This window comes from Heyndrickxia shackletonii (assembly GCF_001420715.1).
GTDB lineage: Bacteria > Bacillota > Bacilli > Bacillales > Bacillaceae_C > Margalitia > Margalitia shackletonii.
This window is the reverse complement of sequence record NZ_LJJC01000004.1, coordinates 511718-536951: the sequence shown is the minus strand read 5'-3', so window position 1 is coordinate 536951 and position 25234 is coordinate 511718. Positions and strand designations below refer to the sequence as shown.

At 37.8% G+C, this 25234-nt stretch carries 30 protein-coding genes; 9 read left to right on the top strand and 21 right to left on the bottom strand.

All coding sequences use genetic code 11. The features are described 5' to 3' along the window. Positions 1-216 precede the first annotated feature (216 nt). On the top strand, positions 217-1398 hold the full coding sequence (locus AN964_RS02750) for an IS256 family transposase (RefSeq protein WP_055738254.1): 1182 nt from the start codon (positions 217-219) through the stop codon (positions 1396-1398). A 532-nt stretch (positions 1399-1930) separates the two neighbouring features. Here the strand turns inward: AN964_RS02750 and AN964_RS02745 are convergent. From AN964_RS02745 to AN964_RS02735, 3 genes are read right to left on the bottom strand one after another with little or no spacing between them, the layout of a single operon-like run. Then, positions 1931-2776 (bottom strand): M55 family metallopeptidase, encoded by an 846-nt coding sequence (locus AN964_RS02745; RefSeq protein ID WP_055738253.1) that lies wholly within the window; start codon positions 2774-2776, stop codon positions 1931-1933. 23 nt (positions 2777-2799) lie between these two features. Next, positions 2800-3861 carry a M42 family metallopeptidase gene (locus AN964_RS02740; protein WP_055738252.1) on the bottom strand — a complete coding sequence of 354 codons (1062 nt, stop codon included), beginning with the start codon at positions 3859-3861 and terminating at the stop codon, positions 2800-2802. 15 nt (positions 3862-3876) lie between these two features. After that, a complete protein-coding gene (locus tag AN964_RS02735) occupies positions 3877-4323 on the bottom strand; it encodes an Lrp/AsnC family transcriptional regulator (RefSeq protein WP_055738251.1) in 447 nt (148 codons plus the stop codon). Between the two features lie 176 nt (positions 4324-4499). Here AN964_RS02735 and AN964_RS02730 point away from each other — a divergent pair, with 176 nt between their 5' ends. Continuing rightward, on the top strand, positions 4500-5651 hold the full coding sequence (locus AN964_RS02730) for an amidohydrolase (RefSeq protein WP_055738250.1): 1152 nt from the start codon (positions 4500-4502) through the stop codon (positions 5649-5651). A 111-nt stretch (positions 5652-5762) separates the two neighbouring features. On the opposite strand, the gene AN964_RS02725 is transcribed toward AN964_RS02730, so the two are convergent. After that, positions 5763-5972 (bottom strand): hypothetical protein, encoded by a 210-nt coding sequence (locus AN964_RS02725; protein WP_055738249.1) that lies wholly within the window; start codon positions 5970-5972, stop codon positions 5763-5765. A gap of 320 nt (positions 5973-6292) precedes the next feature. Here AN964_RS02725 and AN964_RS02720 point away from each other — a divergent pair, with 320 nt between their 5' ends. Continuing rightward, positions 6293-7249: a nucleoside hydrolase gene (locus AN964_RS02720; protein WP_055738248.1), complete on the top strand. Its 957-nt coding sequence runs from the start codon at positions 6293-6295 to the stop codon at positions 7247-7249. Between the two features lie 411 nt (positions 7250-7660). Here AN964_RS02720 and AN964_RS02715 read toward each other — a convergent pair whose 3' ends face one another. From AN964_RS02715 to AN964_RS02675, 9 genes are all read right to left on the bottom strand, one after another. Beyond that, positions 7661-8479, bottom strand: a complete 819-nt coding sequence (locus AN964_RS02715; protein WP_055738247.1) for an SPL family radical SAM protein — start codon at positions 8477-8479, stop codon at positions 7661-7663. Between the two features lie 26 nt (positions 8480-8505). After that, positions 8506-8901: a VOC family protein gene (locus AN964_RS02710; RefSeq protein ID WP_055738246.1), complete on the bottom strand. Its 396-nt coding sequence runs from the start codon at positions 8899-8901 to the stop codon at positions 8506-8508. A 129-nt stretch (positions 8902-9030) separates the two neighbouring features. After that, on the bottom strand, positions 9031-9807 hold the full coding sequence (locus tag AN964_RS02705; protein ID WP_055738245.1) for a sulfite exporter TauE/SafE family protein: 777 nt from the start codon (positions 9805-9807) through the stop codon (positions 9031-9033). A gap of 46 nt (positions 9808-9853) precedes the next feature. Beyond that, complete coding sequence (locus AN964_RS02700; RefSeq protein ID WP_055738244.1) at positions 9854-10081, bottom strand: sulfurtransferase TusA family protein; 228 nt, start codon at positions 10079-10081, stop codon at positions 9854-9856. A gap of 138 nt (positions 10082-10219) precedes the next feature. Beyond that, positions 10220-11347: an MBL fold metallo-hydrolase gene (locus tag AN964_RS02695; RefSeq protein ID WP_055741108.1), complete on the bottom strand. Its 1128-nt coding sequence runs from the start codon at positions 11345-11347 to the stop codon at positions 10220-10222. A 40-nt stretch (positions 11348-11387) separates the two neighbouring features. Next, positions 11388-11963 (bottom strand): sulfurtransferase TusA family protein, encoded by a 576-nt coding sequence (locus tag AN964_RS02690; protein ID WP_055738243.1) that lies wholly within the window; start codon positions 11961-11963, stop codon positions 11388-11390. Positions 11964-12015: 52 nt separating this feature from the next. Continuing rightward, positions 12016-12312 carry a rhodanese-like domain-containing protein gene (locus AN964_RS02685; RefSeq protein WP_055738242.1) on the bottom strand — a complete coding sequence of 99 codons (297 nt, stop codon included), beginning with the start codon at positions 12310-12312 and terminating at the stop codon, positions 12016-12018. 16 nt (positions 12313-12328) lie between these two features. Further along, entirely contained in the window at positions 12329-12811 is a 483-nt protein-coding gene (locus AN964_RS02680; protein WP_152982342.1) for a DsrE/DsrF/DrsH-like family protein, read from the bottom strand. 113 nt (positions 12812-12924) lie between these two features. Beyond that, a complete protein-coding gene (locus AN964_RS02675; protein WP_055738240.1) occupies positions 12925-13188 on the bottom strand; it encodes a metal-sensitive transcriptional regulator in 264 nt (87 codons plus the stop codon). A gap of 406 nt (positions 13189-13594) precedes the next feature. Here AN964_RS02675 and AN964_RS02670 point away from each other — a divergent pair, with 406 nt between their 5' ends. Further along, positions 13595-14194 (top strand): NADPH-dependent FMN reductase, encoded by a 600-nt coding sequence (locus AN964_RS02670; protein ID WP_055738239.1) that lies wholly within the window; start codon positions 13595-13597, stop codon positions 14192-14194. 89 nt (positions 14195-14283) lie between these two features. Here the strand turns inward: AN964_RS02670 and AN964_RS02665 are convergent, their stop codons facing one another. Both AN964_RS02665 and AN964_RS02660 read right to left on the bottom strand, forming a co-directional pair. After that, positions 14284-14793, bottom strand: coding sequence for a hypothetical protein (locus AN964_RS02665; RefSeq protein WP_055738238.1), 510 nt, complete (start codon positions 14791-14793; stop codon positions 14284-14286). A 13-nt stretch (positions 14794-14806) separates the two neighbouring features. Continuing rightward, entirely contained in the window at positions 14807-15313 is a 507-nt protein-coding gene (locus AN964_RS02660; RefSeq protein WP_055738237.1) for a hypothetical protein, read from the bottom strand. A 231-nt stretch (positions 15314-15544) separates the two neighbouring features. Here AN964_RS02660 and AN964_RS02655 point away from each other — a divergent pair, with 231 nt between their 5' ends. The 3 genes from AN964_RS02655 to AN964_RS02640 all read left to right on the top strand — a co-directional run bounded on the left by AN964_RS02655 (position 15545) and on the right by AN964_RS02640 (position 19703). Further along, positions 15545-17071 (top strand): spore germination protein, encoded by a 1527-nt coding sequence (locus tag AN964_RS02655; RefSeq protein ID WP_235950766.1) that lies wholly within the window; start codon positions 15545-15547, stop codon positions 17069-17071. A 110-nt stretch (positions 17072-17181) separates the two neighbouring features. Continuing rightward, on the top strand, positions 17182-18336 hold the full coding sequence (locus tag AN964_RS02650; RefSeq protein ID WP_055738235.1) for a Ger(x)C family spore germination protein: 1155 nt from the start codon (positions 17182-17184) through the stop codon (positions 18334-18336). 269 nt (positions 18337-18605) lie between these two features. Then, a complete protein-coding gene (locus AN964_RS02640; RefSeq protein WP_055738233.1) occupies positions 18606-19703 on the top strand; it encodes a GerAB/ArcD/ProY family transporter in 1098 nt (365 codons plus the stop codon). Positions 19704-19746: 43 nt separating this feature from the next. On the opposite strand, the gene AN964_RS02635 is transcribed toward AN964_RS02640, so the two are convergent. The 6 genes from AN964_RS02635 to AN964_RS02615 form a co-directional block, all read right to left on the bottom strand. Then, on the bottom strand, positions 19747-20583 hold the full coding sequence (locus AN964_RS02635) for a P-loop NTPase family protein (protein ID WP_055738232.1): 837 nt from the start codon (positions 20581-20583) through the stop codon (positions 19747-19749). A gap of 23 nt (positions 20584-20606) precedes the next feature. Next, the gene (locus tag AN964_RS02630) at positions 20607-21182 is read right to left on the bottom strand and encodes an HAD-IA family hydrolase (protein ID WP_055738231.1); all 576 of its coding nucleotides are present in this window, start codon (positions 21180-21182) and stop codon (positions 20607-20609) included. Between the two features lie 32 nt (positions 21183-21214). Beyond that, positions 21215-21718 (bottom strand): NUDIX hydrolase, encoded by a 504-nt coding sequence (locus AN964_RS02625; protein ID WP_055738230.1) that lies wholly within the window; start codon positions 21716-21718, stop codon positions 21215-21217. Positions 21719-21753: 35 nt separating this feature from the next. After that, on the bottom strand, positions 21754-22449 hold the full coding sequence (locus tag AN964_RS02620; RefSeq protein ID WP_055738229.1) for an aspartate/glutamate racemase family protein: 696 nt from the start codon (positions 22447-22449) through the stop codon (positions 21754-21756). A 42-nt stretch (positions 22450-22491) separates the two neighbouring features. Then, the gene (locus AN964_RS26220; RefSeq protein WP_163258606.1) at positions 22492-22635 is read right to left on the bottom strand and encodes an NUDIX hydrolase; all 144 of its coding nucleotides are present in this window, start codon (positions 22633-22635) and stop codon (positions 22492-22494) included. A gap of 164 nt (positions 22636-22799) precedes the next feature. Continuing rightward, positions 22800-23159 (bottom strand): hypothetical protein, encoded by a 360-nt coding sequence (locus tag AN964_RS02615; protein ID WP_055738228.1) that lies wholly within the window; start codon positions 23157-23159, stop codon positions 22800-22802. 126 nt (positions 23160-23285) lie between these two features. Here AN964_RS02615 and AN964_RS02610 point away from each other — a divergent pair, with 126 nt between their 5' ends. After that, positions 23286-23726, top strand: coding sequence for a YtoQ family protein (locus AN964_RS02610; protein WP_055738227.1), 441 nt, complete (start codon positions 23286-23288; stop codon positions 23724-23726). A 64-nt stretch (positions 23727-23790) separates the two neighbouring features. Further along, on the top strand, positions 23791-24696 hold the full coding sequence (locus AN964_RS02605) for a nuclease-related domain-containing protein (protein ID WP_055738226.1): 906 nt from the start codon (positions 23791-23793) through the stop codon (positions 24694-24696). Positions 24697-25234 lie beyond the last annotated feature (538 nt).

Genomic DNA, 25234 nt, shown 5'->3' with positions numbered 1-25234 from the left:
TTTTCTTGTTTTACTATCCGGGTTTGCCCTTCATTAACAAGATGAAGGACACTTTTCCTATTTTACTATCTGGGTTTGTCCTTCATTAACAAGATGAAGGACACTTCTCTTATTTTACTAGATTAAGTCCATATAATTGTGTAAAAAGAATAGGTCATCATCATGACCCGTGTTACAATGTTTTCGACCAAGAAACCATTTACGGAGGACATGATGATGACCCAAATAAATATTACTATAAATTTAGAAGATCTCAAAGAAAAAATTGAAAAAAGCTCACTTGAATCACCCGTAAAAGCCTCTTTGACATTAATTTTAAATTCTTTGATGGAGAAAGAAAGAGACGAATATATCAATGCTCTTTCCCATGAAAGAACAGAAGAACGTAGAGGGTATCGAAATGGTTATTATGAGCGTGAATTAATGACTGGTGCGGGCTCACTTACGTTAAAAGTTCCTCGAACTAGAGACGGTGAATTTTCTACGACTATCTTTGAAAAGTTTAAACGCTGCGATCAAGCATTAATTCTATCCATGATTGAAATGGTAGTAAATGGTGTTTCCACACGTAAAGTGACTAAAATTGTAGAAGAATTATGTGGGAAAAGTGTGTCTAAATCACTTGTTTCTAACCTAATTAAAACATTGGACCCTGCAATTAATGAATGGAGAAACCGACCACTAAACGTAAGTTATTACCCATATATTTACGTTGATGCCATGTACATTAAGGTTCGCGAAAACAAACAAGTCGTTTCAAAGAGTGTCCACATTGCTGTTGGAGTGACCGAAGGTGGCCATAGAGAAATCATTGGCCTAAAAATTAACCATACGGAGTCCACAGAAAGCTGGTCTTTCTTCTTTGAGTATTTAAAATCCAGAGGACTTCAATCTCCTAAAATGGTTATTTCAGATGCTCATAGTGGCTTAGTTTCATCTATTAAAGAGACATTTTTAGGTACTTCATGGCAACGCTGTACGGTCCATTTCATAAGAAACCTCCTGGATTCGCTACCTAAAAAAGGAACAGCTGAAGCTAGGCAAGAGCTAAAATGTTTATTTAAAAACTCAGATATGGATGTTGTGAGAGATTTGAAAAATCGTTTTGTAGAAAAATATCAAGATACCAAAGGCTTTTCCAAAACCATAGACATCTTAGACAGTGGTTTTGAAGATGCAATCCAGTTTCTTGCACACCCGGTTGAGTATCATATAAGTTTACGTACAACCAACATGCTAGAACGATTAAACCAAGAGGTCCGTAGAAGAGAAAGAGTCATTCGTATTTTTACCAATGATCAGTCTGCCATAAGGATTATTGGCTCAGTATTGATGGATATTAATGAAGAATGGACGTCAAAGGATTACCCATATTTAAAAAAATCAAAAGATAATTAACTCTATCATACAGAGTGTAAAAGCCTAATTTCGAATTGACTTTGAGCCTCCAGTAGGCATGATAAAAAGCCAGGAAGCCAGGAGTTTACAACACCTGGCTTACCCTCCAGGCTATCATGCCCACCCCTCAAAGTAAATTCGAAATAATATAGTTCATTACACAAGTTGAATTAACTCGAAAATATTGTTAACACTTTTACACAATTAAATGGACTTGACTTTTTACTATCTGGGTTTGTCCTTCATTAACAAGATGAAGGACACTTTTCCTATTTTACTATCGGGTTTTGTCCTTCATTAACAAGATGAAGGACACTTTTCCTATTTTACTATCGGGTTTTGTCCTTCATTAACAAGATGAAGGACACTTTTCCTATTTTACTATCGGGTTTTGTCCTTCATTAACAAGATGAAGGACACTTTTCCTATTTTACTATCGGGTTTTGTCCTTCATTAACAAGATGAAGGACACTTTTCCTATTTTACTATCTGGGTTTGTCCTTCATTAACAAGATGAAGGACACTTTTCCTTCTATGCATTCACATTCCCAAGTACACCATTCGTTGCAGTAATCGCAATAATAACACAGCCCCACATATGCTTGTAGGCAGTAACCATATCGTCGCACGTAAAACGAATCGTTTTTGGATCCACCGCTTCAACCGTTGGCAAAGTGGTCGTCATTTTTGCCTGCTGAGGACCTTTAAACTGAATCTCAAAGGTCACGGGGCCATCAATAGTAAGCGGTTTGATTGTTTTCGCTTTTTTAACAGCGATTTCTGCTTTTTCTCGAATTTGCTCTGCCACTACGGTTGGATGAATCAGTTCAGCTGCAAAGCGATCTACCGCACGCTTCACTACCACTGCTTCTACTTGCGGCAGCGTTTCCTTGACCTCTTTTACATACGCATCATCCCCGCTTATAAATACAGCCGGAACGCCAAATGAACCGGCAACGAAAGCATTCATTTCCGTTTCACCGACCACTTTCCCATTAATCTTCATTTCGTTCACACATATCCCTGCTAATGTATGGCTAATAACCGCATCTGATCCGCCTTCACGGCCGTGATGTCCGACAAACATAATCGCATCAAAGCTTTCATCTAATCCCTCTAACTGGCACATTACGCGATTGCTTCCGGAAATTAGTCTCGCCCGAGGATCTAAATCCTCAATCAATATATTGGACATATTTCCATGACCATCTGCGACCACTACCTCTGTTGCTCCGCCATTAAAAGCTCCCTCAACAACTGCATTGACTTCAGCTGTCATAAGCTTTCTAAAACGTTGATACTCACTAGGTGTTTTTAGCTGTTGATTAGTCGCAACACCAGAAATTCCTTCAATATCTGCTGAAATAAAAACTTTCATTTAACACAGCTCCTTTTTAAAAATTACCATTCAAAACTAGTATCTTCTGCCAAATTTAATACAAATGCCTTCACTAAATCCTTCGTCGCCTCTAAATCTGCAACACTCACCAGCTCAATCGGCGAATGGGCATATCTTGATGGGATAGACAATACTCCCGTAGGAACACCGTTATTGGCTAACGCAACGGCACCGCCATCTGTTCCAATACCAGGAAAGATCTCTAACTGATACGGAATCCCTTTTTCCTTTGCGAGATTTACTAAATGATTCTTCATTGTTTTATGTACAATTAGGCTGAAATCCATCACTTTAATTCCGGTTCCTTTTCCTAAAAACAACGTCTTGTCCATCGTTTCTTCCGGTGTATCACTGACAGCTGTTGTATCAAGGGCGATAGCTGCATCAACGTCTAATGTTTTGATGGCTGTTTCCGCCCCTCTTAAGCCAACCTCCTCTTGAACGGAAAATAAAAAGGTGACAACGCCTGCAAATGTTTCATCCTGTAATTCATTGACCAATTGCAGTAAAACGGCACAGCCTGCCCGGTCATCCAATGATTTGGCCATAATCATTTCTTTTCCCTTTGGTCCCAATACCTTCATTTCGGTTGCCCATGTTACTGGCGCGCCCACCTCTATCCCCATCTCCTCCACTTCCGCTTTGGAGGATGCACCGATATCGATGTACAAATGCGTATGTTTGCGTACTTTGGATGGATCATCAAATTTTACAAAGTGGGCTGACATGGTTCCGATTACTCCGGATATTTCCCCTGAGTTTCCTAAAACCTTTACCTCTTGGGCAAGGAGGATGCGGTCGTCATGTCCGCCAAGCTTTTCAAAGCGAATAAGGCCGTTCTCTTCGATTTTTTTTACGATAAAGCCGACTTCATCCATATGTGCTGTTAATAGAATTTTGGGTCCTGGAAGTCTTCCTTTTTTTGTTGCAATGACATTCCCGATTCCATCGATGCGCACCTCATCAACCAGATCCTTTACATAATCACGAATATAGTAGGAAACATTGTGCTCGTAACCACATGGGCCGTTTAAGGAAGTTAACTTTTTTACAATATCTAACATGAACATTCTCCTTCTCTAAATATATTCGAAAGTATTTTTATAGACTTGCAATTGAATCATTGATTTATATTCTTTAATACATGGAATTTGATCCAGCTTATAAAGGATATTTGTAATTTCATCCTGATTTTGCACAGTGATTTGGGCGAGCAGTGGGTAATCTCCGGATGTCATAGTGATAAAACGAATTTCACGGATGTTTTTTAACTCCTCAATTGCTGTTTGCAGCATGCCAGATTGAATTTTCATCTGAATAATCGCTTCTGCCTTTAATCCAAGCGCAATCGGATTCACCACTCCTACAACACTTAAAATATCGTTTTCTATTAAGTTCTTATACCTTGCTCTCACTGTTTTTTCTGTAACATTTAATCGGGAAGACAGCTCGGTAAAAGACATGCGCCCATCCCCTGAGAGCAATTTAATCATGGCACGGTCTAATTCATCGATTTCATATTTCATAAATTTCCTTCTTCCGACAAAAAAATTTCTCTTTCCCAACTGAAATCAGTAGTAATTCTTAAATCTATAACTCTTTTTCAATACTAAAAATATACTTTACTATCTAAAAATGATATATTATGAATAATTATATAGTTGAAATCTTCTGAAATCAACTGTTAACAAGGAGGATGTCCATGTTAGCTATTATCAACGCAAAAGTGTTTGATGGCACTGGAAATGTTATAGACAATGGGAAAATCGTTATTGAAGATGGAAAGTTTTCGCAAATCGGAACATCACTTTCTATTCCGGAAGGGTGTAAAGTCATCGACGTCGAAGGGAAAATTGTCACCCCAGGTTTAATTGATGTACATACACATCTTGGGGTACATGAAGAAGGTGTCGGAAAAGCAGGTCAGGATGTAAATGAAACAAGTTCAGAAGTTACATCACAGGTCCGTTCCCTTGATGGAATTAACCCTTTTGAGCCTGGTTTTGAAGTTGCCAGAAAATCAGGGATAACCACTGTGCAAATTATGCCTGGAAGTGCTAATGTGATCGGCGGTGAGATGGTGGTTGTCAAAACGAAAGGAACTGTTGTGGATCAAATGGTTTTACGGGAGCCATCAGGAATGAAAGCCGCTACTGGTGAGAACCCTAAAAATGTCCACGGCGGTAAAGGAAAAATGCCGACAACCAGAATGGGCGTAGCCGCAAGATTGCGGGAAAAGTTCATAGAAGCAGAGCACTATAAAATGCAGTTTGAAAATGGGAAGGTTGCCCGCAATCTTGGACTAGAAAATCTTTGCAAGGTATTAAATAAAGAAATTCCTCTTCGCGTTCACGCCCATCGCGCAGATGATATTGCCACTGTTTTAAGACTGAAGCGGGAATTCAATATTGATATCACGATTGAACATTGTACAGAAGGACATCTGATTGCTGATTTTATTGCCGAGCACGATGTTATGGTTTCGGTCGGACCAACCATGTCCTCCAAATCCAAGGTAGAGCTTGCTAATAAGGGCTGGCATACTCTTGTTGCTCTTACAAATGCTGGTGTTTCCGTATCGATTACAACAGATCATCCGGTCGTAGGAATTGAACACTTAATGACTAGTGCCATAATGGCGGTGAAGAACGGATTGTCAGAAACGGATGCTTTAAAAGCCATCACCATCAATGCGGCAAAGCACTTAGGTGTCGAGGAAAGGGTTGGAAGTATTGAAGCAGGAAAGGATGCAGACTTCGCTATTTGGAGTGGAGATCCTTTTGATTTACGTTCCTCTGTTGTAAAAACATATATTCAAGGGGAATGTGTATTTGAAAAGGGTTCTGATTTTTAAGTCGGTAATACTGGAAGTGTGTCTTCTATATTCTAATTCAAAATAAATGAACTTGAAGCAGGCACATAAAAAACGCGAAGATCACTTGTATCTCGACGTTTTTTATGTGCCTCACCGTTTAATTATTTTCCCCATACCGATCGTAATCAACAGAAGAAGTATTAGCGAAAAAGATGTAGCCCAAATAATGCTCCCATCCCCAAATATTGCAGTCAATACATCAGCATAGGAAGGCACACCCAGTGCATATAGCAAGGGCAATAGTAAAAGGGTCGTAAACAAGCCCATTACAAAATATAATAGTCTACTCTTTTTGCTCATAGTCTCACCCCCCACCTAATTTTAACATAATATTCAAAATAGATGTTCTTTTATGAATTTAGACATATTATTTCCGTTTACCTTTCAGCTTAGACTCTGGAATACTCAGATTAAGCACAATCTTAGTTAGAAATGATTTAAGGTCATTCCTGCCTAATCATCATAAAATATATAAAAACATCTTTAGTAGAGGTCGATAGGTGTGGGATAAGAACTTGTCTCCTTGAGCAACGTAAGATAAAAGCAAAACATCATCTGCTGAAGTCGGTTGCAATGGGACGAGGGACCTGTCCTTTCATCCTGAAAAGGAGGAATTATTTTTGTACAATGTTTTAATGTTTGTGGATTCGGGTGTGGATGATGCGTTTGCGCTTATGTATGCACTTTTGCACCCCGAAATAAAAGTTGTCGGAGTTGTAAGCGGGTATGGAAATATTACGAAGGAGGAATCGGTGGCGCATACTGCCTATTTATTGAATTTAGCAGGGAAACGGGATATTCCGATTATTGCCGGATCATCGGGACCTTTATCAGGAGAACCAGCTCAATTTTATCCAGAAATCCATGGAAAAGGCGGATTTGGACCGATACAGCCTCCAAACAATTCAAAGGAAGTCAATGTTTATGATATAAATAAAATTATTGAAATTGTAACTACCTATCCGAAAAACTTGATTATTGTTGGCGTGGGTAGGCAAACAGATGTGGCATTGCCGCTAATTATCTATGGATCAGAGGTTTATCAGAATATAAATGCCTTATATATTATGGGCGGTGCATTCCTCGGTCCAGGCAATGTAACTCCAGAAGCAGAAGCTAATTTTTATTCGGACCCTATTGCAGCCAACCAAGTGATGGAAAAAGCAAAAAACATCTACTTACACCCATTAAACATAACGAGCAGAGCCCTTATACCTCCCGAAGTAATTAGTTATATTGCGGAAAAAGGCAAGTCACCTTTTAATCATATCATTAAACCCGCTTATGATTATTATCTTAATGCCTATAAAAAAAATGTACCGGGAATTAAGGCGGCACCTTTACACGATGTCCTTGCGGTTAGTGCGATTGTGAATCCGAATCTCGTCACTTATGTGCCCCGGAGAGTAACAGTGGAGCAATTCGGGTCAGCACGCGGCAAAAGCATTGCTGATTTCCGGCCTAAGCCAACACAGGAACCAGAGGAAACCCTTGATTGGATTGGGATGGATGCGGATATTCCTGCGTTTATTGAAGATTTTACTTTAACTTTTATGAGAGAAATTACAAGCAAATAATTAGGAAGGGAGTACATATGGAAGACAAATTGTGCTTCCTTTTTTAGATTACTAAAGACATTTGCTTTCTGGTTACCAATAAAAGGGGGGCCATCATCGATGCTTAGAATAAAATTGTTTTTACTCTCTTGATTACGGGCACAATTCTACCACTATTGTTCCCTTTTCCTTGTACTCTCTTGATTTCGGGCACAATCCTGCTACTATTGTTCCCTTTTTCCTTGCACTCTCTCGATTTCGGGCACAATTCTACCACTATTGTTCCCTTTTTCCTCGCACTCTCTTGATTTCGGGCACAATCCTGCTACTATTGTTCCCTTTTTCTCAGCACAATCCCGATTTCGAGCACAATTCTACTACTATTTTGTTTTCTTTTTCCCTACACTTTGGAATAATTCAAAGTGTCCTTCATCAAGGTTCAAATCCGAGTTGGCTTACGAAAATCTGCTGTGCAGGAAATATTTTTTTCAACCTATCTACAACAATCTTATATGCATTAGGTTCATACCATTCCTGTAATCCAAGCTCCTCATACTTCTTCTCCATCCCTAATCTTTTTGTCCGCTTCCCTCCGCTGCCATCACCCATAAAATAATCATCCACACAGACACGTTGCACTAATGTTTTTAATATTTCCGGGAAGGCCTCACTGCTTGGTAACACCGGCGCAATCGTTGCTTGAGTTGGGATACCGGCGTCCTTTAACATCTGAAGTGTTTTCAGGCGTGCATTCACAGGTGGAGCACCAGGAGTAAAATGTTTCCTAACGCTTTCCAAATCGGTCTCAATGGTCATACTGATTCGCACTTTCTCCCCCATTTGTTGAAACAAATCAATGTCCCTGCGTACAAGAGGACTTCTCGTTTGTACCAATAAAAAATCAGGTGGATCCTGGACCATAACTTCCAATAAAGAACGAGTCACTTTTTCCTTATATTCTATTGGCTGGTACGGATCTGTACTGGATGACATAAAAATAGTAACGTCGCCCTTCTTTTTTGCTCTTTGTAGCTCCTTTTTTAACAAATCTGCTGCTCCATTTTTCACATCTACCCACTCCCCCCATTCCCCTTCCCGAAAAAGAGAGACGGGCATTTGCCGAACATAGCAGTAGGAGCAGCCAAATGAGCAACCCGTGTACGGATTAAGTGAATGGGTGTATCCCGATAGATAACCCGTGCCTTTATTCAAAATCGTTTTCGGATTTTTATAGAGAATATCTTTATTCACACTCTCACCTCCGCAAAAATTATCGTTTAATCCTCCAATTGCTCCACATAATTAGAAACTTCAATCAAGTTTTGATCCGGGTCCCTAAAGTAAACAGAATGGATTTTCCCTAATGCACCAGTTCGATATACTGGACCTTCTATTATGGTTATATTATTTTTTGCTAATTGATCTAGAATATCTTCCATTGGCGACTCGCTAATAAAACACAAATCCGCCGATCCGGGTGTTGGATGCTTTGCTTTTGGTTCGAATTCCTTTCCAATTTGATGTAAATTTATTTTTTGCTTACCAAATTGCAGTGCTTTCCGTCCCTCACCAAATGTTACGACCTTCATACCTAATACATTTTCGTAGAAATTACATGTATGTTGGATATCCCTTACTGTTAAAACAAGATGGTCCAGTTTACTAATTTTCATTTTTTTCCTCCTTATCATAAATCTCTTATATCTCCACTATAATTCCTTCATTTTCCTCCATAATATGTCTAAAAAGCAACTAAAAAATAGAGCTGCCAAAGATTTTTAATGGCAACCCTTTCAGTACTCTTATAAAATATCCATCCAAACCTTAATAGCGGTGATACAAATTAACACAGCTAAAATCACTTGGAGGATTTTAGTGTTCATTTTTCTGCTGACTTTTGCGCCGATTGGTGCGGCAATTAAGCTTGCCACAATCATGATAATGGCTGGTGCGTAATCAATTTGACCAGTCGTAACTTTGCCTATCGTGGAGCCGATGGACGAAATAAAGGTAATAGCTAACGAAGAAGCGATCGTCATTCTCGTTGGTATTTTTAATACTGTTAACATGATTGGCACTAACAGGAAGGATCCGCCTGCTCCTACAATACCAGCACCTATTCCTACAATTAACGCAAGAATCGCGGCGAGCCATCCATTAAATTTCACTTGATCGAAGGGAATATCATCAATACCTTTTTTCGGAATAAACATCATGACTACTGCTATCACTGCTAGAATTCCATAAATTACATTAATCCCGCTTTCCGGCATATGATTAGAACCAAAGCTGCCAACAAAGCTCCCAATTAAAATACTTATGCCCATGTAGACAATCAGCTTTTTATTTAAAAACTCTCCTTTGCGATAAGTCCAGACACCGCCAATGGTTGCAAATAACACTTGAATAGCAGTAATTCCTGACACCTCGTGTGATGTAAAATGAGCTACACCTAAAAATGTCGGAATATACAATAGCAATGGAAAATTTATAATCGCGCCGCCTATCCCCAACATACCTGATATAAAGGAACCGATAAAACCAATAATAAATATAGTAACAATGAAGCTAATATCCAAAGAGAAAACCTCCTTAATAAGGGAACCTTTTCCGGTCCCCTTATTTTTAAGCCTTTTTAATCCAAAACTTCATTACATCATTCTCTTCTTCCAATTTTAAAAGCTCATGACCACCAGATTTTGCCCATGCAGAAAGGTCGTTTTTTGCCCCTTTATCTGTCGCATGAATTTCCAATACTTGACCGGAATCAAGATCCATCATCGCTTTCTTCGTTTTTACAATCGGCATTGGACATGCAAGTCCTTTTGCGTCTAACACTTTGCTTACTTCCATTATAATATTCCTCCTCTATTATTGTAGGCTGTTTTCAATTCTTGTGTACCGTCACTATTTATAGGCTTTGCATCGTAGGCCAAATAAGAGGCTTTTCGATTACAAAAGCAACAAAGTTTAAGAAAAGAGCCTTTATTGTTAGCGAACGGCACATCGGTTTGGACCGATTTCCATTTCACGCTGTTTTTCTTCATCAGGACTGATTTTCCCCATGTTTATTTCCCGAATTTCTTGGTATGCATTTGGCTGTGGCGGTAAATTCTCCGTCACTAATTTCCGAAATTCATGCTCATCCTCTATCTTTAATCCATGATTTTTTGCAAATAATGTACCTAGCTTTGCCGCTACAGTTCCATCATCATTTAATTCATCAATAATCATAAAATGGGCAGGAAGAACCATGAGCTCCTCCGATAATTCACGATACTTCTTGTACAGTGTTTCTCTCAAATCTTCTACCCAATCCTCTGCTTTCCCCGCTAAATCAGGTCGTCCAATGGAATCAATAAATAGAATATCCCCAGATAATAAATACTTTTCATCCACAATAAAAGAAGTAGAGCCAATGGTGTGACCTGGTGAATAAAGAGCCTGAATATGGATTGCAGTATTTCCTATAGTTACTTCATTCCCATCTTCTAATGGCTGATATTCAAAGGTTACCTCGGTTGCATCCTTTGGCGGCAGCATGTAAATGGCACCCGTTTTCTCTGCAATACTGCGGCCACCGGAAATGTGATCTGCGTGAAGGTGGGTATCAAATACATATGTGATTTTGGCCCCAATGCTGTCAGCAAAATTCAGATAAATATCCGTCATCCGTGTAGCATCAATCAACGCTGCTTCACCGTTAGAGACAACCATATAGGATAGACAGCCTTTTCCGATTCGGACGAATTGATAAATTTCCCCTCCATCTTTTAAGTCGCCTACTTTAATAGGTTCTAGATGCTCACTCCAAGCCTTCATTCCACCTTTTAAATAGGATACCGCCAAGCCGGCCTCCGAAAGCATATCCGCCACCATAACAGATGATCCTTCTTTTGCACATACTACTAATATCTCTTTATCAGAAGGCAGTTTATTTAAAATCTCCTCTACACCATCCAGCAATTCAAAATAAGGAACATTTAAATAATCAAAGTTCTCGCCTTCAATCTTCCAATCGTGAAAATCACTTTCATTTCTTACATCTAATATAAATAATGGTTCTTTATTAAATATTTTTTGTGTAACTGCTTTTGATGTCATTTCCCTGATTGTCATGTTCATCATTACCCCCTACGGTATAATAAATGATAAAAAATTATTCAATATTACTTTCTGTTTTACCGGACCACTGACTCATTCCCGGAATAACGTTTACCACCTTTGTAAATCCTTTTTTCACTAACATTTGTGCTGCAAGATCACTGCGATTGCCAGAACGGCATACCACATAAATTTCATCTTCTTTATTAAGTCCTTCCACATGATCCTCCAGCTCTCCTAAAGGAATCGACATAGCGGTTGGAATATGATTGAAAGCATATTCAGCAGTTTCTCTTACATCAAGAACAACGATGTTTTCGGCCGCATCCAGTTTCTTTAAAAGCTCATCATTATGGATTGTATTTGCATGCACTTTTTCTTGTTCTTCCTCATTGGAAGCTTTTCTTAAGTAATGCTTTAATACATCTCCTTCTTCGATGGTACCTAAATATTGGTGACCGGTACTCTCTGCCCAAGCCTTCATGTCTGCTTTTGATCCTCTATCAGTGGCTTGTACCTCCAAAACCTGTCCTGGCTCAAGTGTTTTCAGAGCTTTTTTTGTATTTACAATTGGCATCGGACATGCTAATCCTTTTGCATCTAAAATAGCATTTGTTTTTATGCTTTCCATATTGATTCCTCCTGTTTTATACCCATATAGGTATATACCTAATTAAAAAAATTTATTCCACTTTGCCTCCCCAAGCTAGCATTCCGCCAGTCATATTCACAACTTGAAACCCTTCACTTTCTAATAATTGTGCAGCACGGCCGCTTCTGCCACCGGAACGGCATACCATGATATATTCTGTATCCTTGTTCAACTCGTCCATTCGTAATTCAATGAAACCTAACGGAATATTTACAGCACTAGGTATTTTTCCGGCTACTACTTCATCTACTTCGCGGACATCAATAATATTAAGCTTTTTCCCTTCTTCTAAAAGTTTTTCAACCTCTCTTGGTGTGATTTCTTTCATTTTTCATTCCTCCCAATTAAATAAACAAATTAACATTTCCATCTTGTGCATCCGCCAAATAGGCAGCTACACCTGCATATTCAAGGTTATCTACAAACTCTTCCTTTTGTAGCCCTAAAAGGTCCATTGTCATCGTGCATGCTACCAACTTTACGTCTTGTTCCTGTGCCATTTCGATAAGCTGCGGCAAAGTTAATGCATTGTGTTTTTTTATAACCCCTTTTATCATTTTAGGACCCATTCCAGCAAAGTTCATTTTCGACAGGCCCATTTTATCTGCACCTTTTGGCATCATTTTCCCAAACATTTTTTCCATAAAACCTTTTTTCACTTGGATATTTTCAGTTTTTCGTAATGCGTTTAACCCCCAGAAGGTATGAAAAATCGTTACCTCATGATCATAAGCTGCCGCGCCGTTTGCAATGATATAAGCTGCCATTGCTTTGTCGTAATCACCGCTGAATAATACGATGGTTGTCCTTTTTGTCATATAAGTTATCCTCCCTCTAATTATTTACTTATACCCGTATAGGTATATTTAAATCTAAAAAATATATTACCCCAAAGGGTATTATAGAAATCAAAATGAAAGGGGTTGATTTCCCCCAAGATTTAACGGCTTTTTACAAGAAGATTAACCGCCTCTTTTACCAGTTCTTCTGCGCTTCCATCCCCTTTTTCCGTAGCCTTTTGAACGCATTCTACCAAATTAGAGCTTACGATAACCCCAATCGTTCGATCAATGGCAGTTCGGGATGCGGATAACTGTGTAATTACTTCTTTGCAATCCTTGTTCTCTTCCATCATTTTTAAAATTCCTCGCAGCTGCCCCTCAATCCGCTTTACACGATTTTTCATTTGATCGTCATAGTACATAATCTCGCCTCCTTGTAACATACATTTTCTATTTCTACTATCTTACATTAATCTAAAGTGGTATATCCAATTTCGTTATAATCCCCTTTACATATGCCTGCGAATTGCATTCCGTAAAAGGAATAACTTTAACAAGATTCATCATATACCCCGCAGGGTATAATGTCAACGAATTTATTTTCTCCTCTAGTTTCCAAACAAATGGCCGTTTATCAGGATAACGACTACTGCTTTGTCTACACTATTATCTTTTAATTGTATGCCCTCGTATAGTTCGACTAATTGTTTTTTCATTATTTCATGTTTAAAGCTTTACTTTTATACATATCCGTACTATAATCAATTACGAAGTTAAACTTACTTACTTTTTAATAGTAAGATTAAATTTGTAAGGGAAGGTTAAATAATGGGTTTCTTAAACAAATTATTTGGAAATCAATCTAAGGAGGAAGAAATCATGTCAAATACAAAATTAAATATAGGTATTATTTTAGGCAGTACACGTCAAGGAAGAGTAAGTCCTCAAGTAGGCGAATGGGTTAAAGGAATCGCTGACAAACGTGAAGATGCAAACTATGAAATCGTTGATATTTCTGAATATAAATTGCCTTTCCTAGGTGAAGGTACTGGGGAAGAAGCAGGTGTACTAGCTTGGAAGGAAAAGGTAGCAAACCTTGATGGATATGTATTCATTACTCAAGAATATAATCATAGCATTACTGGTGCATTAAAAAATGCATTAGATTCTGCATATCAAGAATGGAACAATAAAGCGGCTGGAATCGTAAGCTATGGTTCAACAGGCGGAGCACGTGCGGCTGAGCATTTACGCGGAATTTTAGCGGAATTACAAGTAGCAAGTGTTCGTACACACCCAACACTATCCTTATTTACTGACTTTGAAAACTTCAGTAATTTCAAACCAGCTGACATGCACACAGATAATGTAAATGCGATGCTTGACCAAGTTATTGCATGGAGCGGCGCATTTAAAACATTAAGATAATAAGAACTATGTAGTTACCGATGCCTGATAGAGACTTAATAAAGAAATCTATAATACAAAAGGACTGATGGATCCAAACATCAGTCCTTTTATCTTTCCGGCAATGTTATAGCTTTCTTCATCTTCTGCTGCAACGAATAAAAGGTCTCTCTTCCAAAAAACGCATCGGCTCTTTGTTGTATTTCCTTTAACCTTTCATCATTTTCAACTAATGTCTCTCTAATCCTATTTACAATCTGCAATGCTTCCTGATCTTTAATATTATTTGCTACCAGTTCGAGCAGTACTTTCATATCCTCTGAAAATCTTTCGGCAAAGCTATGACACTTTACCATATTCATCCGAAGACCATCTCCATATTCTTCTGTAAAAGCTCTCCTGATACATCCTCTAACACCGGCATATCCATAGGAAACTTCCGAAGCAGCACGGTAAAAAAGGATAATACCATTTGCATTGCTTGACGCTGGATGTACGCGCAGCTCAGTCGTTAAAGACATTAATGTACGCACCATTGGTTTGGCTGCCTCCATTGTATTCCACCAATCTAGCAGCCGTTTTCTCTCATCATTATCCATTGATTTTGGTGGATTGAGCATTTTCTCCCCCTCCCTAAAGACGCGGGATTGCTTGAATATTTTGGATGCGGGCATGTATTTTATACCATTCTTTGCCCAAAAGCTCTTGACCCAGTCTATTTGCTTCGTTAATCATTTGCCCTATTTGCCTATTTAAATTTCGGCTTAAATTCACTAAATAATACACATCTGGTGTCGCACCTTTAACAGCCATTTCAAAGTTGGGGCTTAACTGTTTTTCACTAATTCTTAATGTATCTAAATCAAAAACAAGCATTTCCAGCATATGTTGACTAGTTTCCTCTTTTTTTAAACGATTGATAGTTCCCTGTACCGCATCAAACCCATAGCCTATATCTGCCACAGAAGCATGATAAGGGTTAAGTCCTGGGTTCGTCCGCAGAGCTAGGACCGACCTGAAGCCCGTTGTAATCGAACATACAACCTCTTTCGCAGCCATTCCCCGCTCGATAACATCGTATATTGCATCAAGATAGCTGTTCCATTGACTAACGTTAGTGTTGTTAGAAGTATATGCCATACCTTAATCTCCTTACATACTCGTTAATTAGGTGAACTATTCCACTACCTTTGTTCCATTATATTTTTAGTAAAAGAAATTTATATTTTGTACAAAAATTTCACTTACCAGTACAAGGAGAAAACTCAAGTATTTTAAAAAAAATGTATGGTAAAAAATGATTATGCACAATATAAAATATGCCAAATCAGCGTAAATCTTCAAGGAATGTAAATGGTGGTGGCTCAAAGAATGCTTCGTAAACTTTTCCACAAAAAGATAGACAAGCCAGTTGAAAATAAAGATATAAAAGGAAAAATAACCGGCATTTACAGTGAAGACTTACAATTTTTCCAGAATACTTATAAAGATTGTTTCGACATTGTTTTTCATTGTTTTGAAACGATTGAGCAAAGGAAAGCGGTCATCATTTACATTCAAGGTTTATCCGATCCAGAGGAATTAAATGAAAACGTCATTAAGCCCCTTTTAACGACAGAAGGGGCCTCAGGTGAGAGATTTTCAATGATTCCAGTTTCCCAAATGAAAACTCTGAAAACATATGAGGAATGCATCCAATCAATTAGTGCAGGGCTCCCTGTGCTAATTATGGATGGCGATGAATCGGCACTTTCATTAGGACTTGCGAAATCGGAAAAGAGAAATATTGAGGAACCAGTTGGTGAATCTGTTATACGCGGCCCTCGCGAAGGATTTACAGAGGTGCTAGCAGTCAACACCTCCCTATTACGAAGAAAAATACACAGTCCTAAATTAAAAATGCTTCAAATGTCCATTGGAAAGTATTCGCAAACATCTGTGGTTCTAGTATATATTGAAGACCTTGCAGCTACTCAACTCATTGAGGAAGCAAAGCAGAGATTGGAAGGAATCGATATTGACGGCATTTTGGAAAGCAGTTACATCGAGGAATTCATTGAAGACACACCGCGATCTCCTTTTCCGCAATTACTATCAACGGAAAGGCCAGATACGGTTGTAGCTAATTTGTTGGAAGGACGAATCGCCATCTTAGTTGATGGAACACCTTTTTCCATAATAGCACCAGCTACCTTGTTTTCTTTTATTCAATCATCTGAAGACTATTATCAACGATATATTATAAGTACCATGATTAGATGGATTCGGTATCCATTTTTTTTAGTATCTCTGCTGCTCCCTTCATTTTATGTAGCACTAACGACATTCCATCAGGAAATGATTCCTACTGACTTGATTATTTCAATGGCTTCAGCTAGAGAATTTGTTCCTTTTCCGACATTTATTGAGGCATTTCTTATGGAAATTACATTCGAGGCATTGCGAGAGGCAGGGTTGCGACTTCCAAAACAAATTGGTTCCGCAGTTAGTATTGTTGGAGCACTCGTCATCGGAGAATCCGCCGTTCAAGCTGGAATCGTCTCACCTGCAATGGTTATCGTAGTATCGATAACGGGAATCGCTTCCTTTATGATTCCAAGATATGCTTTTGGATTTTCTCTGCGAATATTACGATTTCCAATGATGATTTTGGCAGGAACCTTAGGAATTCTTGGAATTATGCTTGGCATTTGCGGAATAGTCATTCATTTATGTAAACTACGCTCCTTTGGAGTCCCTTATCTATCCACATTAGCCCCTGCCCATGCGGATCAATTTAAGGACTCACTGGTTCGTGCCCCTTTTTGGAAATTCAATACACGTCCGCGACTAACTGGAAAGTATAATCAGTATCGACAATCTAGCAATCAAAAACCTAAACCACCGACAAATGAGTAGTTTTTATGGTAAAACGTGAAAAAAACAAACTGTTGACGATGAAAAATCCAGGTAAGGTGTGAAAAAAAGAATAAGAATGGATGAACAACCCCGGGTAGAAGGAGAATCAAATGCATAAATTAATTTTGCCATTATTCTTGACCTCATTTTTATTAAGCGGTTGTGGAAATAGTCGAGAGCTGAATCAACTAGCGATTATCTTAGCTGCTGCTATTGATTTAACGGAAAATGGGGAAATTGAATTATCCGCACAAGTATTAAATCCTCATAGTACTAGTAACAGCGGAGGTGGTGGAGCTGGGGGTGGTGGAGGAAAATTTACTATCGTTCGAACAGCGAAAGGGTTAACGGTTGCCGATGCAGCCTCCAAGCTACAGGAAAAGATTCCCCGCAAAATATTTTGGGGACATTGCAATGTCTTTGTATTCGGAAAAAAATTAGCAAAGAAAGGAATTTATGATGCAGCCGATTATATCGTTCGTGCTCCCCAAACACGGGAACAAGCTCTTTTGTTTGTTAGTGATGGAGATGCAAAAGAAGCTTTAAATGTTGAGCCGCCAATGGAGAAACAGTCCGGACGAGTATTATCTTTACTAAGCAAACAACATGTATTAATGTCCATTACTGTAAAAGATTTTATGGAGATGAAGCTAGGTCCATCCAATGCCATCTTTCTGCCATATGTAAGTATATTGCCGCCCAATCCAACAGATTCTCCAAAAGAAACGATCCCCTATATTAATGGGACGGCTATCTTAAAAAAAGGAAAAATGATCGGTATTTTAAATGATTCTTTAACACGCGGCGTCATGTGGCTGAGAAATGAGGTGAAAGAAAGCCAGGTGGTTGTGAGAGATCCTCTTGGAGAGAAAGGCACCATTACATTATCCCCCTTTCAAGCAACCATCCGATTGATTCCCGTTATTAAAAATGGCCAATGGAAAATGATTGCAAAAGCTTCAGCGAAGGGGGAAATAGTCGAAAATGTAACCAATCTTGACATAATGAACCTTACTACTGTTCGAAAAATTGAAAAGGAAATGAATATCGATATTAGCAAAAGAATAAAGCAATCCTTTACCAAATTACAGAAAGATATGGACTCCGATGTTGTCGGTTTTGCAGAAGAATTCCATCGTAAATACCCAAATGAGTGGAAGAGAGAACGAAATCATTGGGATGATATTTTTCGAAATATGAAGCTGGATGTTGAAATAGACTCCCATATTATTGGACCGGGGCTTTTGACTATTCCAACGGATTAAGGGAATCAGGAGTGAAGAGTAGTGGTTTTTCTAAAATTAATTGGAGTCATCCTCTTTACCATCATAGCCACACTATTACAGCGACCCTATTTAAAGACCAAAACAAAAAGGGAAAAATGGATATATGCTATTTTTATATTCTTTTGTTTGGCTATCGCTGCTCTTCTTATTGTTAAACCCGATTTCCCTGGGCCTACTCAGCTAGTAGAAAAACTATATCCCCCACTATTAAGGACACATAAGTAGGTATTTTAGGAGTGAATAACAATATGACGAAAAAAATACAAATATCTGCTTTACAAACCGGATTTGTCCTATATCCAACCGTACTTGCTACTGGAATCATTAATATGCCTCTATTAACCGGGCAGGTGGCAAAACAAGATTCTTGGATTTCCCCGCTTTGGGCATCTTTAGCTGGGTTTATTGCCATAATTATCGCGTATCAATTATATAAAAGCTTCCCTGAAAAAACATTTATCCAATATTCTGAAATAGTGGTTGGGAAATTTTTGGGAAAAATAATCGGTTTTGTTTATTTGCTATTTTTCCTTCATTTTAATGGAATCGTTATAAAAGAATATGCAAATTTTGTTTGGGGAACTTTTCTTAATGAAACACCGATGATCATCATTTCGGTCATTATTATGGTTTTTAGTGCCTATGCCGTTCATGGTGGCTTAGAGGTAATTGCCCGACTAGGACAGTTCTTTTTTCCGTTCTTTTGCATTCCGCTTTTTCTATTCTTATTTATTATGCTAATCTACATGAATCCAAAAAATATATTACCAATCATGGAGAATGGTGTGATGCCTTCCATGAAAGGTGGTGTGGTTCTTACCTCTTGGTTTTGTGAGTTATTTCTTATATCTTTTTTCCTTCCGCATCTAAAAAACAATTCAAAAGGATTAAAATGGGGAGTATACACCGGAATTGCTATTACCGTTACATTAATGTTCGTTAATCTTGTCGTTATTTTTGTTTTAGGGAGGTTTTCTTATTATGCATTAACACCTTTACTTACTGTGGTCCGATATGTAAGTATAGGGGAATTTTTTGAACATATAGAGGCAGGGCTTTTAGCCGTTTGGATACTAGGTACATTTGTTAAGATTACAACTCTTTATTACGTCGTCACAAAGACTGCCGCTCAATGGCTAAACTTATCAGATGAAAAACTCTTGATTTTTCCTTTAGGCTTTTTACAAGTGTTGTTCAGCATGTGGATTGCAAAGAGTTTTCAGCAACTGTCAAGCTTCTTTCTTAGCATATTGCCCAGCTATTTTATTACCTTTTTTATTGTCATTCCACTAATTATTCTTCTTATTAATGTGATTAAAAACAAAATAGTAAAGGCGGGAAGTTAACACAAAAAAGTGCATTCCTTTTACGAAGGAACACACTTTTTTTCTATAAATTCAACTTCTCCATTAGTAATTCCTTATTTCTTTCCATTTCATATTGAGAATTATTGATTTTTTGCTTTTTCATTTTTAAAAGATCAAAAACTTCTTTTTCAATAGCTCTTCTAGCCTCCAGTACTTTCAGAGTACCGTCTAGGCCCTTATATCCCCGTTCTTTCCCATAGCCTTGATTTGTGTAGTAGTCAATGAATCCAGATGACCATTCTTGTGGTCTTTCCTCGATTGCTTTCTTAAATGAAAAATCTAGGTCATCTTGTTCTACATAAATTAATAGCGGATCTAAACGGTCTATTATTTTTGCTAATTTCATCACATAATCCATAACTTTTTCTTTCTGCTCACCGTATTTTACCATAGCAACGGTTATGGGGTTTTGTATGAAGCAGCATTCGAAAATATATGTATTATTATCCGACATGACTTTTTCCGTGAATTCGGCCCATTTTTGCGTAATTAATTCCATATTACGTTCTAGTGGTAATTCATATATATCAAAGGTAAAAATAATATTTAATAATTCATCAGAAAACATGGAACCATATTCGTTTTGTATTTTTCTATATGGTAAAAAATAATTGTTTCCCTTTTTCTTCACTCCATTTATAAACACTTCTTTTAAATCTCCACAATTCGCTAACAATCCATCGAATTCTTTTTCATCGAAACAGGAAACTCCATCATAATCAGCCGGATGATCCAGATTCCCTTCTAAAAATAACTCAGCTGGGATGTTTCTTTCCGTAAGAATCTCATGAATTAATTTAGCGGTAGTTGATTTCCCGAATCCGGGCAGTCCTTCTACCAATATAAGTTTTGTATTCATACGGTTTCCCCCTTCCATAACTTTCAAGAATGAGTAAAATCCTTCATTAACTTAAAGAAATCAGCATAGTTCGATAAATAATAATCTGCGTTAACATGTTGATTTTGAAAAATGCATGTGGCTATTCCTAATTCTTTTGCGGGAATAAGGTCAATTTCTCTGTCTCCAATAGCCAAATCAATATGGTGTTTTTCGTGCAAATATTTGTAGGCCGCTGAATTTGGTTTCCGAGGAAAACCATCATCAATCGTGACGATATCTGCAAAATATTTATCCCATCCATAGTACTCTAATATAGATAAAACACCTTTTCTATCCTTGTGAGTCATAATGACATTTTTGTTTGCAAACTTTAAGATTTCTTCTGCGTTTTCAAAAGGCTTTATGTCTTTGGGAGCTAATTGACTTTCCAAGGTATCTATTTCTTTTATTTGATTTTCTGTAATTCCATAATGATGAACAGCGTGAGAAAAGGAAATTTTTAATGTTTCATAGATCTCCTTTTTATCCACTGCTTCTCCTAAAACCTGAGAAAAAACGTTGGAATATGCAGGATATGTGTCGAATAAGGTTCCATCAAAGTCCCATAATATGTTCAATTGTAAACACCCTAACTAATTTTTGATTTTTGTTACGGTTGTTGATTTTTACTTTTTACTTCCCAATTTTCATAGACTTCTACATGTAATCCTAAATTACTTTCTCTAATCCATTCAAACGCTTTAAGAACTAACGGCGAAGAATTATCTATTGAGACATCTGGTTCCGAAATCCACAATGCCCCAAGGGAATCCTCCCCATCAAATGGAATAGGCTTCGTTAACTCCCCGCCTATAATCTTAACTGAATATAAAACAGCTATGTGATGTACATCCGTATACTCCTTCCAATCCCAGGGGAGCATAAAGTCTATTACACCTATGTTTTGCTTGATTTCGATTTCGAATCCCGTTTCTTCTAGGAACTCTCTTTTCATTGCAGATGTTAAGCTTTCTGCCTCTTCTAAGCTCCCACCGGGAAGATCATAACGATTTTTATAGGGACCGCCATTCTTGTTAATTACGAATAGCTTCCCATTTTCATAGCATATTCCATATACACCGAATGCACGGTGATATTTTCTTACTTTCTGCATTGCTTATCCCCTTTTGGAAATATGATTTTTAAATCCTATTTCTCACTTAATGCAAAATCAACCGCCGCTGTTGCATGTATTCGGGTTGTATCAAATACAGGAACTTTACAATCCTTTTGAGAGATTAGTAGTGTAATTTCCGTACATCCTAAAATAATGCCTTCAGCACCTTCGGAAATAAGATTATTTATGATGTCTATGTAAGCTAATCGAGAGGAGTCTTCGATCTTCCCAAGACATAACTCATTGTAGATAATGTCATGCACTTTTTCGCGATCGCTCTTTTCAGGAACTAAAATATCCAAACCATATTCTTTTAAACGTCCTTTGTAAAACTCTTCTTCCATCGTAAAGGCGGTCGCAAGTAAACCAACCTTTTTTATACCTTGTTGAACGATTTGTTTGCCGGTTGCATCCGCAATATGTAATAACGGGAGTTTCGTAGATTCCTGAACCTTCTCAGCTACTTTATGCATTGTATTGGTACAAATCACAACACAATCAGCACCTCCAAGTTCTAACTTTTTGGCAGCGTCCACTAAAATATTGGTCGCTTCCTCCCATTTCCCCGCATATTGGAATGCTTTTATTTGTTCAAAGTCCACAGAAAACATTAAGCTTTTTGCAGAATGATGACCTCCTAATCTCTCTTTAACTGCTTCATTAATCCATTGGTAGTAAAGAATAGAAGATTCCCAACTCATACCGCCAATCATTCCAATTGTTTTCATACATCGCACTCCTTACAAGTATTTATAAGCCAAATACAAAGTCTAAATATTTCCCAACAACTTTATCCAGAAGAAATGAATTGTTAAGCCTTGTTCTTCTCCATCGCCTGTTGGCTGAAAATCCCATTCATCTGATACCGCTATTCTATAAAAAAATCGGTTATGTACCGCGCCGTCATCATTCACCCAAAAGTCCATCAGCTATTAAGTCTTGTACACTAAAATCTGTCAGTCCCGTTCCATTTCCCTCATTAACCGCGTTATATGTATCTTCATTTTGTTTGACAGTACCCTTAGTGCCTCTGTTATATAGGCTTTTTTAATAGGTTCTATTGGTATCTCCATCTTCACTACTCTCTAAATCCTGCACCGACAACTTTTTGAGATTTTTCATCTACAAGTTTGCTGATATCACCCAATATTTTACTTTTTTTAGAGCGAAACGTTACCACGGTAAGTTCTTTCCCTTCATAGGAGCGGTCATCTAAATAAAACTTTTGTGGGTTTGCAATCACTTTAGTTATGCTGGCTTCTTTCCATGTCCCAATTACTTCTTTTTTCTCTGATGGTGAAAGTGAGCTCCATGCAGTTTCTCGTACATCCTTCATTTGTGTTTCTATTGTTTTACTTTCTGTTTGTTTATTTGTCATATCGCAGCCAGTTATTAAGATTGAAAATGAGATGCTTGCCAATATAAGCATAGTTTTCATCTGTTTCCACCCCACCATATATATTCTCTATTTGTCTCTTTTTTCCTTTTTCACGCTAACTTTTATGACAATACCACACTACTTTTTGGTAAAATATAGGCAATAACCATTACTGGAGGAGATATGATGGAATTAACTGTTTATCTGGCAGGGCAGATTCACGATAATTGGAGAGAGGAAGTAGAGAAGAAAGCAAAAGAAAGAAATCTTCCATTAGTATTTGTGGGACCCCAAACAGACCACGAACGATCTGATAATATTGGAGAAGACATTCTGGGGAAACAACCCGGAAATGTATACAAAGATGACGCGGCATCGGATATTAACAATTTCAGAACACAGGTGTTAATGCAAAAATCTGATATTGTAATAGCGTTATTCGGCGATAAGTATAAACAATGGAATACTGCGATGGACGCCAGCACAGCTATTGCATTGAACAGGCCTACCATTATTATCAGACATGAATCCTTAATCCATCCCCTAAAAGAGCTTTCCAATAAAGCAAATGTAACAGTTGAGACTATTGATCAAGCGTTGGATGTTGTAGGTTATATTTTTGAATAAGGATTTTGGGGGCGGATGTCCCCTTTCCATTCCTATTTCATTATAGAAAGGATGAACCAAAATAATGCCTTTTAAATCTCGAACGAAATCTACTGAACTATTGGTTTTAGAAATTTTAAACTCGCGTATGAATTTGTCTGAGAAAGATAAAAACCACTATCTCTATTTAAAAAAGGGTTTTGAAGGAGAAGTAATGTTTGATTTGCTGACAGAGAAACTTCAGTGCGATTGCTTAATCATTAATGATTTATTGCTCCAAATGAATAGCACTACTTTCCAGAATGACTCGCTGATTTTAACACCTGAGATGTTGTACCTTTTTGAAATAAAAAACTTTGAAGGGGATTTTTATTACGAAAGAGATAAATTTTTTATGAAAAATAAATCAGAAGTCAATAATCCATTAATCCAATTGAAACGAAATGAATCCTTATTACGCCAGCTCCTTCAAAGCATAGGATTTACCGTTCCCATTGTTGCTTCGGTCGTTTTTATCAACCCCGAGTTTACCTTATACCAAGCACCTCTTAACTTGCCATTTATCTTCCCAACTCAAGTGAATCGCTATTTGAATCAACTAGATAGAAACTCCTCTAAGTTAAATAAAAAACATACTATGCTTGCTGAAAAATTAATTTCACTGCATATTGAAGATTCTCCTTATACACAGCTTCCTTCTTATGATTATGATCAATTGCAAAAAGGAATAACTTGTGAAAAATGCCACTCCTTCGCCTTATCGATAGATAGAGTCTATATTGTATGCGAAAAATGCGGGCATAAAGAAGTATTTTCCGAAGGGGTATTGCGCAGTGTGAATGAATATAAGCTTCTTTTTCCAGATCGAAAAATTACTACAAATGCCATTCATGATTGGTGTCAAATCATTGATTCTAAGAAGAGAGTTAGGAGGGTTTTGGGGGAGAATTATAATATTGTCGGAGTTCATCAATGGTCCTATTACCAATAATATTTTAATAATTTCTTATTAAAGGTGATGACTTTTCTGTATTTCCAAGCATTTTGTCCTTCATACTTCCAATGAAGGACAAGATCCCCTTCGATTTCCTACACTTTGTCCCTCATATCAACGATGAAGGACTTTTTCCTTGGTTCTTTCCTTCATCCTGTCCTTCATGCTTCCAATGAAGGACAGATTCCCCTTCGATTTCCTACTCATTGTCCTTCATATCAACGATGAAGGACTTTTTCCTTGATTCTTTCCTTCAACCTGTCCTTCATACTTCCAATGAAGGACAGATCTCCCTTCAATTTCCTACCTATTGTCCTTCATACCAACGATGAAAGACTTGTTCCTTGATTCTTTCCTTTAATCTGTCCTTCATACTTCCAATGAAGGACAAGATCCCCCTTCGATTTCCTACGCATTGTCCTTCATACTAACGATGAAGGACTTTTTCCTTGATTCTTTCCATCAACCTGTCCTTCATACTTCCAATGAAGGACAGATCCCCCTTCGATTTCCTACGCATTGTCCTTCATACTAA

What these genes read in the sequence shown, in the direction of transcription:
- AN964_RS02750 (WP_055738254.1), top strand. Translation starts at nt 217, where the DNA reads ATGACCCAAATAAATATTACTATAAATTTAGAAGATCTCAAAGAAAAA.
- AN964_RS02745 (WP_055738253.1), bottom strand. Translation starts at nt 2,776, where the DNA reads ATGAAAGTTTTTATTTCAGCAGATATTGAAGGAATTTCTGGTGTTGCG.
- AN964_RS02740 (WP_055738252.1), bottom strand. Translation starts at nt 3,861, where the DNA reads ATGTTAGATATTGTAAAAAAGTTAACTTCCTTAAACGGCCCATGTGGT.
- AN964_RS02735 (WP_055738251.1), bottom strand. Translation starts at nt 4,323, where the DNA reads ATGAAATATGAAATCGATGAATTAGACCGTGCCATGATTAAATTGCTC.
- AN964_RS02730 (WP_055738250.1), top strand. Translation starts at nt 4,500, where the DNA reads ATGTTAGCTATTATCAACGCAAAAGTGTTTGATGGCACTGGAAATGTT.
- AN964_RS02725 (WP_055738249.1), bottom strand. Translation starts at nt 5,972, where the DNA reads ATGAGCAAAAAGAGTAGACTATTATATTTTGTAATGGGCTTGTTTACG.
- AN964_RS02710 (WP_055738246.1), bottom strand. Translation starts at nt 8,901, where the DNA reads ATGAAAATTAGTAAACTGGACCATCTTGTTTTAACAGTAAGGGATATC.
- AN964_RS02700 (WP_055738244.1), bottom strand. Translation starts at nt 10,081, where the DNA reads ATGGAAGTAAGCAAAGTGTTAGACGCAAAAGGACTTGCATGTCCAATG.
- AN964_RS02695 (WP_055741108.1), bottom strand. Translation starts at nt 11,347, where the DNA reads ATGACAATCAGGGAAATGACATCAAAAGCAGTTACACAAAAAATATTT.
- AN964_RS02690 (WP_055738243.1), bottom strand. Translation starts at nt 11,963, where the DNA reads ATGGAAAGCATAAAAACAAATGCTATTTTAGATGCAAAAGGATTAGCA.
- AN964_RS02685 (WP_055738242.1), bottom strand. Translation starts at nt 12,312, where the DNA reads ATGAAAGAAATCACACCAAGAGAGGTTGAAAAACTTTTAGAAGAAGGG.
- AN964_RS02675 (WP_055738240.1), bottom strand. Translation starts at nt 13,188, where the DNA reads ATGTACTATGACGATCAAATGAAAAATCGTGTAAAGCGGATTGAGGGG.
- AN964_RS02670 (WP_055738239.1), top strand. Translation starts at nt 13,595, where the DNA reads ATGGGTTTCTTAAACAAATTATTTGGAAATCAATCTAAGGAGGAAGAA.
- AN964_RS02665 (WP_055738238.1), bottom strand. Translation starts at nt 14,793, where the DNA reads ATGCTCAATCCACCAAAATCAATGGATAATGATGAGAGAAAACGGCTG.
- AN964_RS02660 (WP_055738237.1), bottom strand. Translation starts at nt 15,313, where the DNA reads ATGGCATATACTTCTAACAACACTAACGTTAGTCAATGGAACAGCTAT.
- AN964_RS02655 (WP_235950766.1), top strand. Translation starts at nt 15,545, where the DNA reads ATGCTTCGTAAACTTTTCCACAAAAAGATAGACAAGCCAGTTGAAAAT.
- AN964_RS02650 (WP_055738235.1), top strand. Translation starts at nt 17,182, where the DNA reads ATGCATAAATTAATTTTGCCATTATTCTTGACCTCATTTTTATTAAGC.
- AN964_RS02640 (WP_055738233.1), top strand. Translation starts at nt 18,606, where the DNA reads ATGACGAAAAAAATACAAATATCTGCTTTACAAACCGGATTTGTCCTA.
- AN964_RS02635 (WP_055738232.1), bottom strand. Translation starts at nt 20,583, where the DNA reads ATGAATACAAAACTTATATTGGTAGAAGGACTGCCCGGATTCGGGAAA.
- AN964_RS02625 (WP_055738230.1), bottom strand. Translation starts at nt 21,718, where the DNA reads ATGCAGAAAGTAAGAAAATATCACCGTGCATTCGGTGTATATGGAATA.
- AN964_RS02620 (WP_055738229.1), bottom strand. Translation starts at nt 22,449, where the DNA reads ATGAAAACAATTGGAATGATTGGCGGTATGAGTTGGGAATCTTCTATT.
- AN964_RS02615 (WP_055738228.1), bottom strand. Translation starts at nt 23,159, where the DNA reads ATGAAAACTATGCTTATATTGGCAAGCATCTCATTTTCAATCTTAATA.
- AN964_RS02610 (WP_055738227.1), top strand. Translation starts at nt 23,286, where the DNA reads ATGGAATTAACTGTTTATCTGGCAGGGCAGATTCACGATAATTGGAGA.
- AN964_RS02605 (WP_055738226.1), top strand. Translation starts at nt 23,791, where the DNA reads ATGCCTTTTAAATCTCGAACGAAATCTACTGAACTATTGGTTTTAGAA.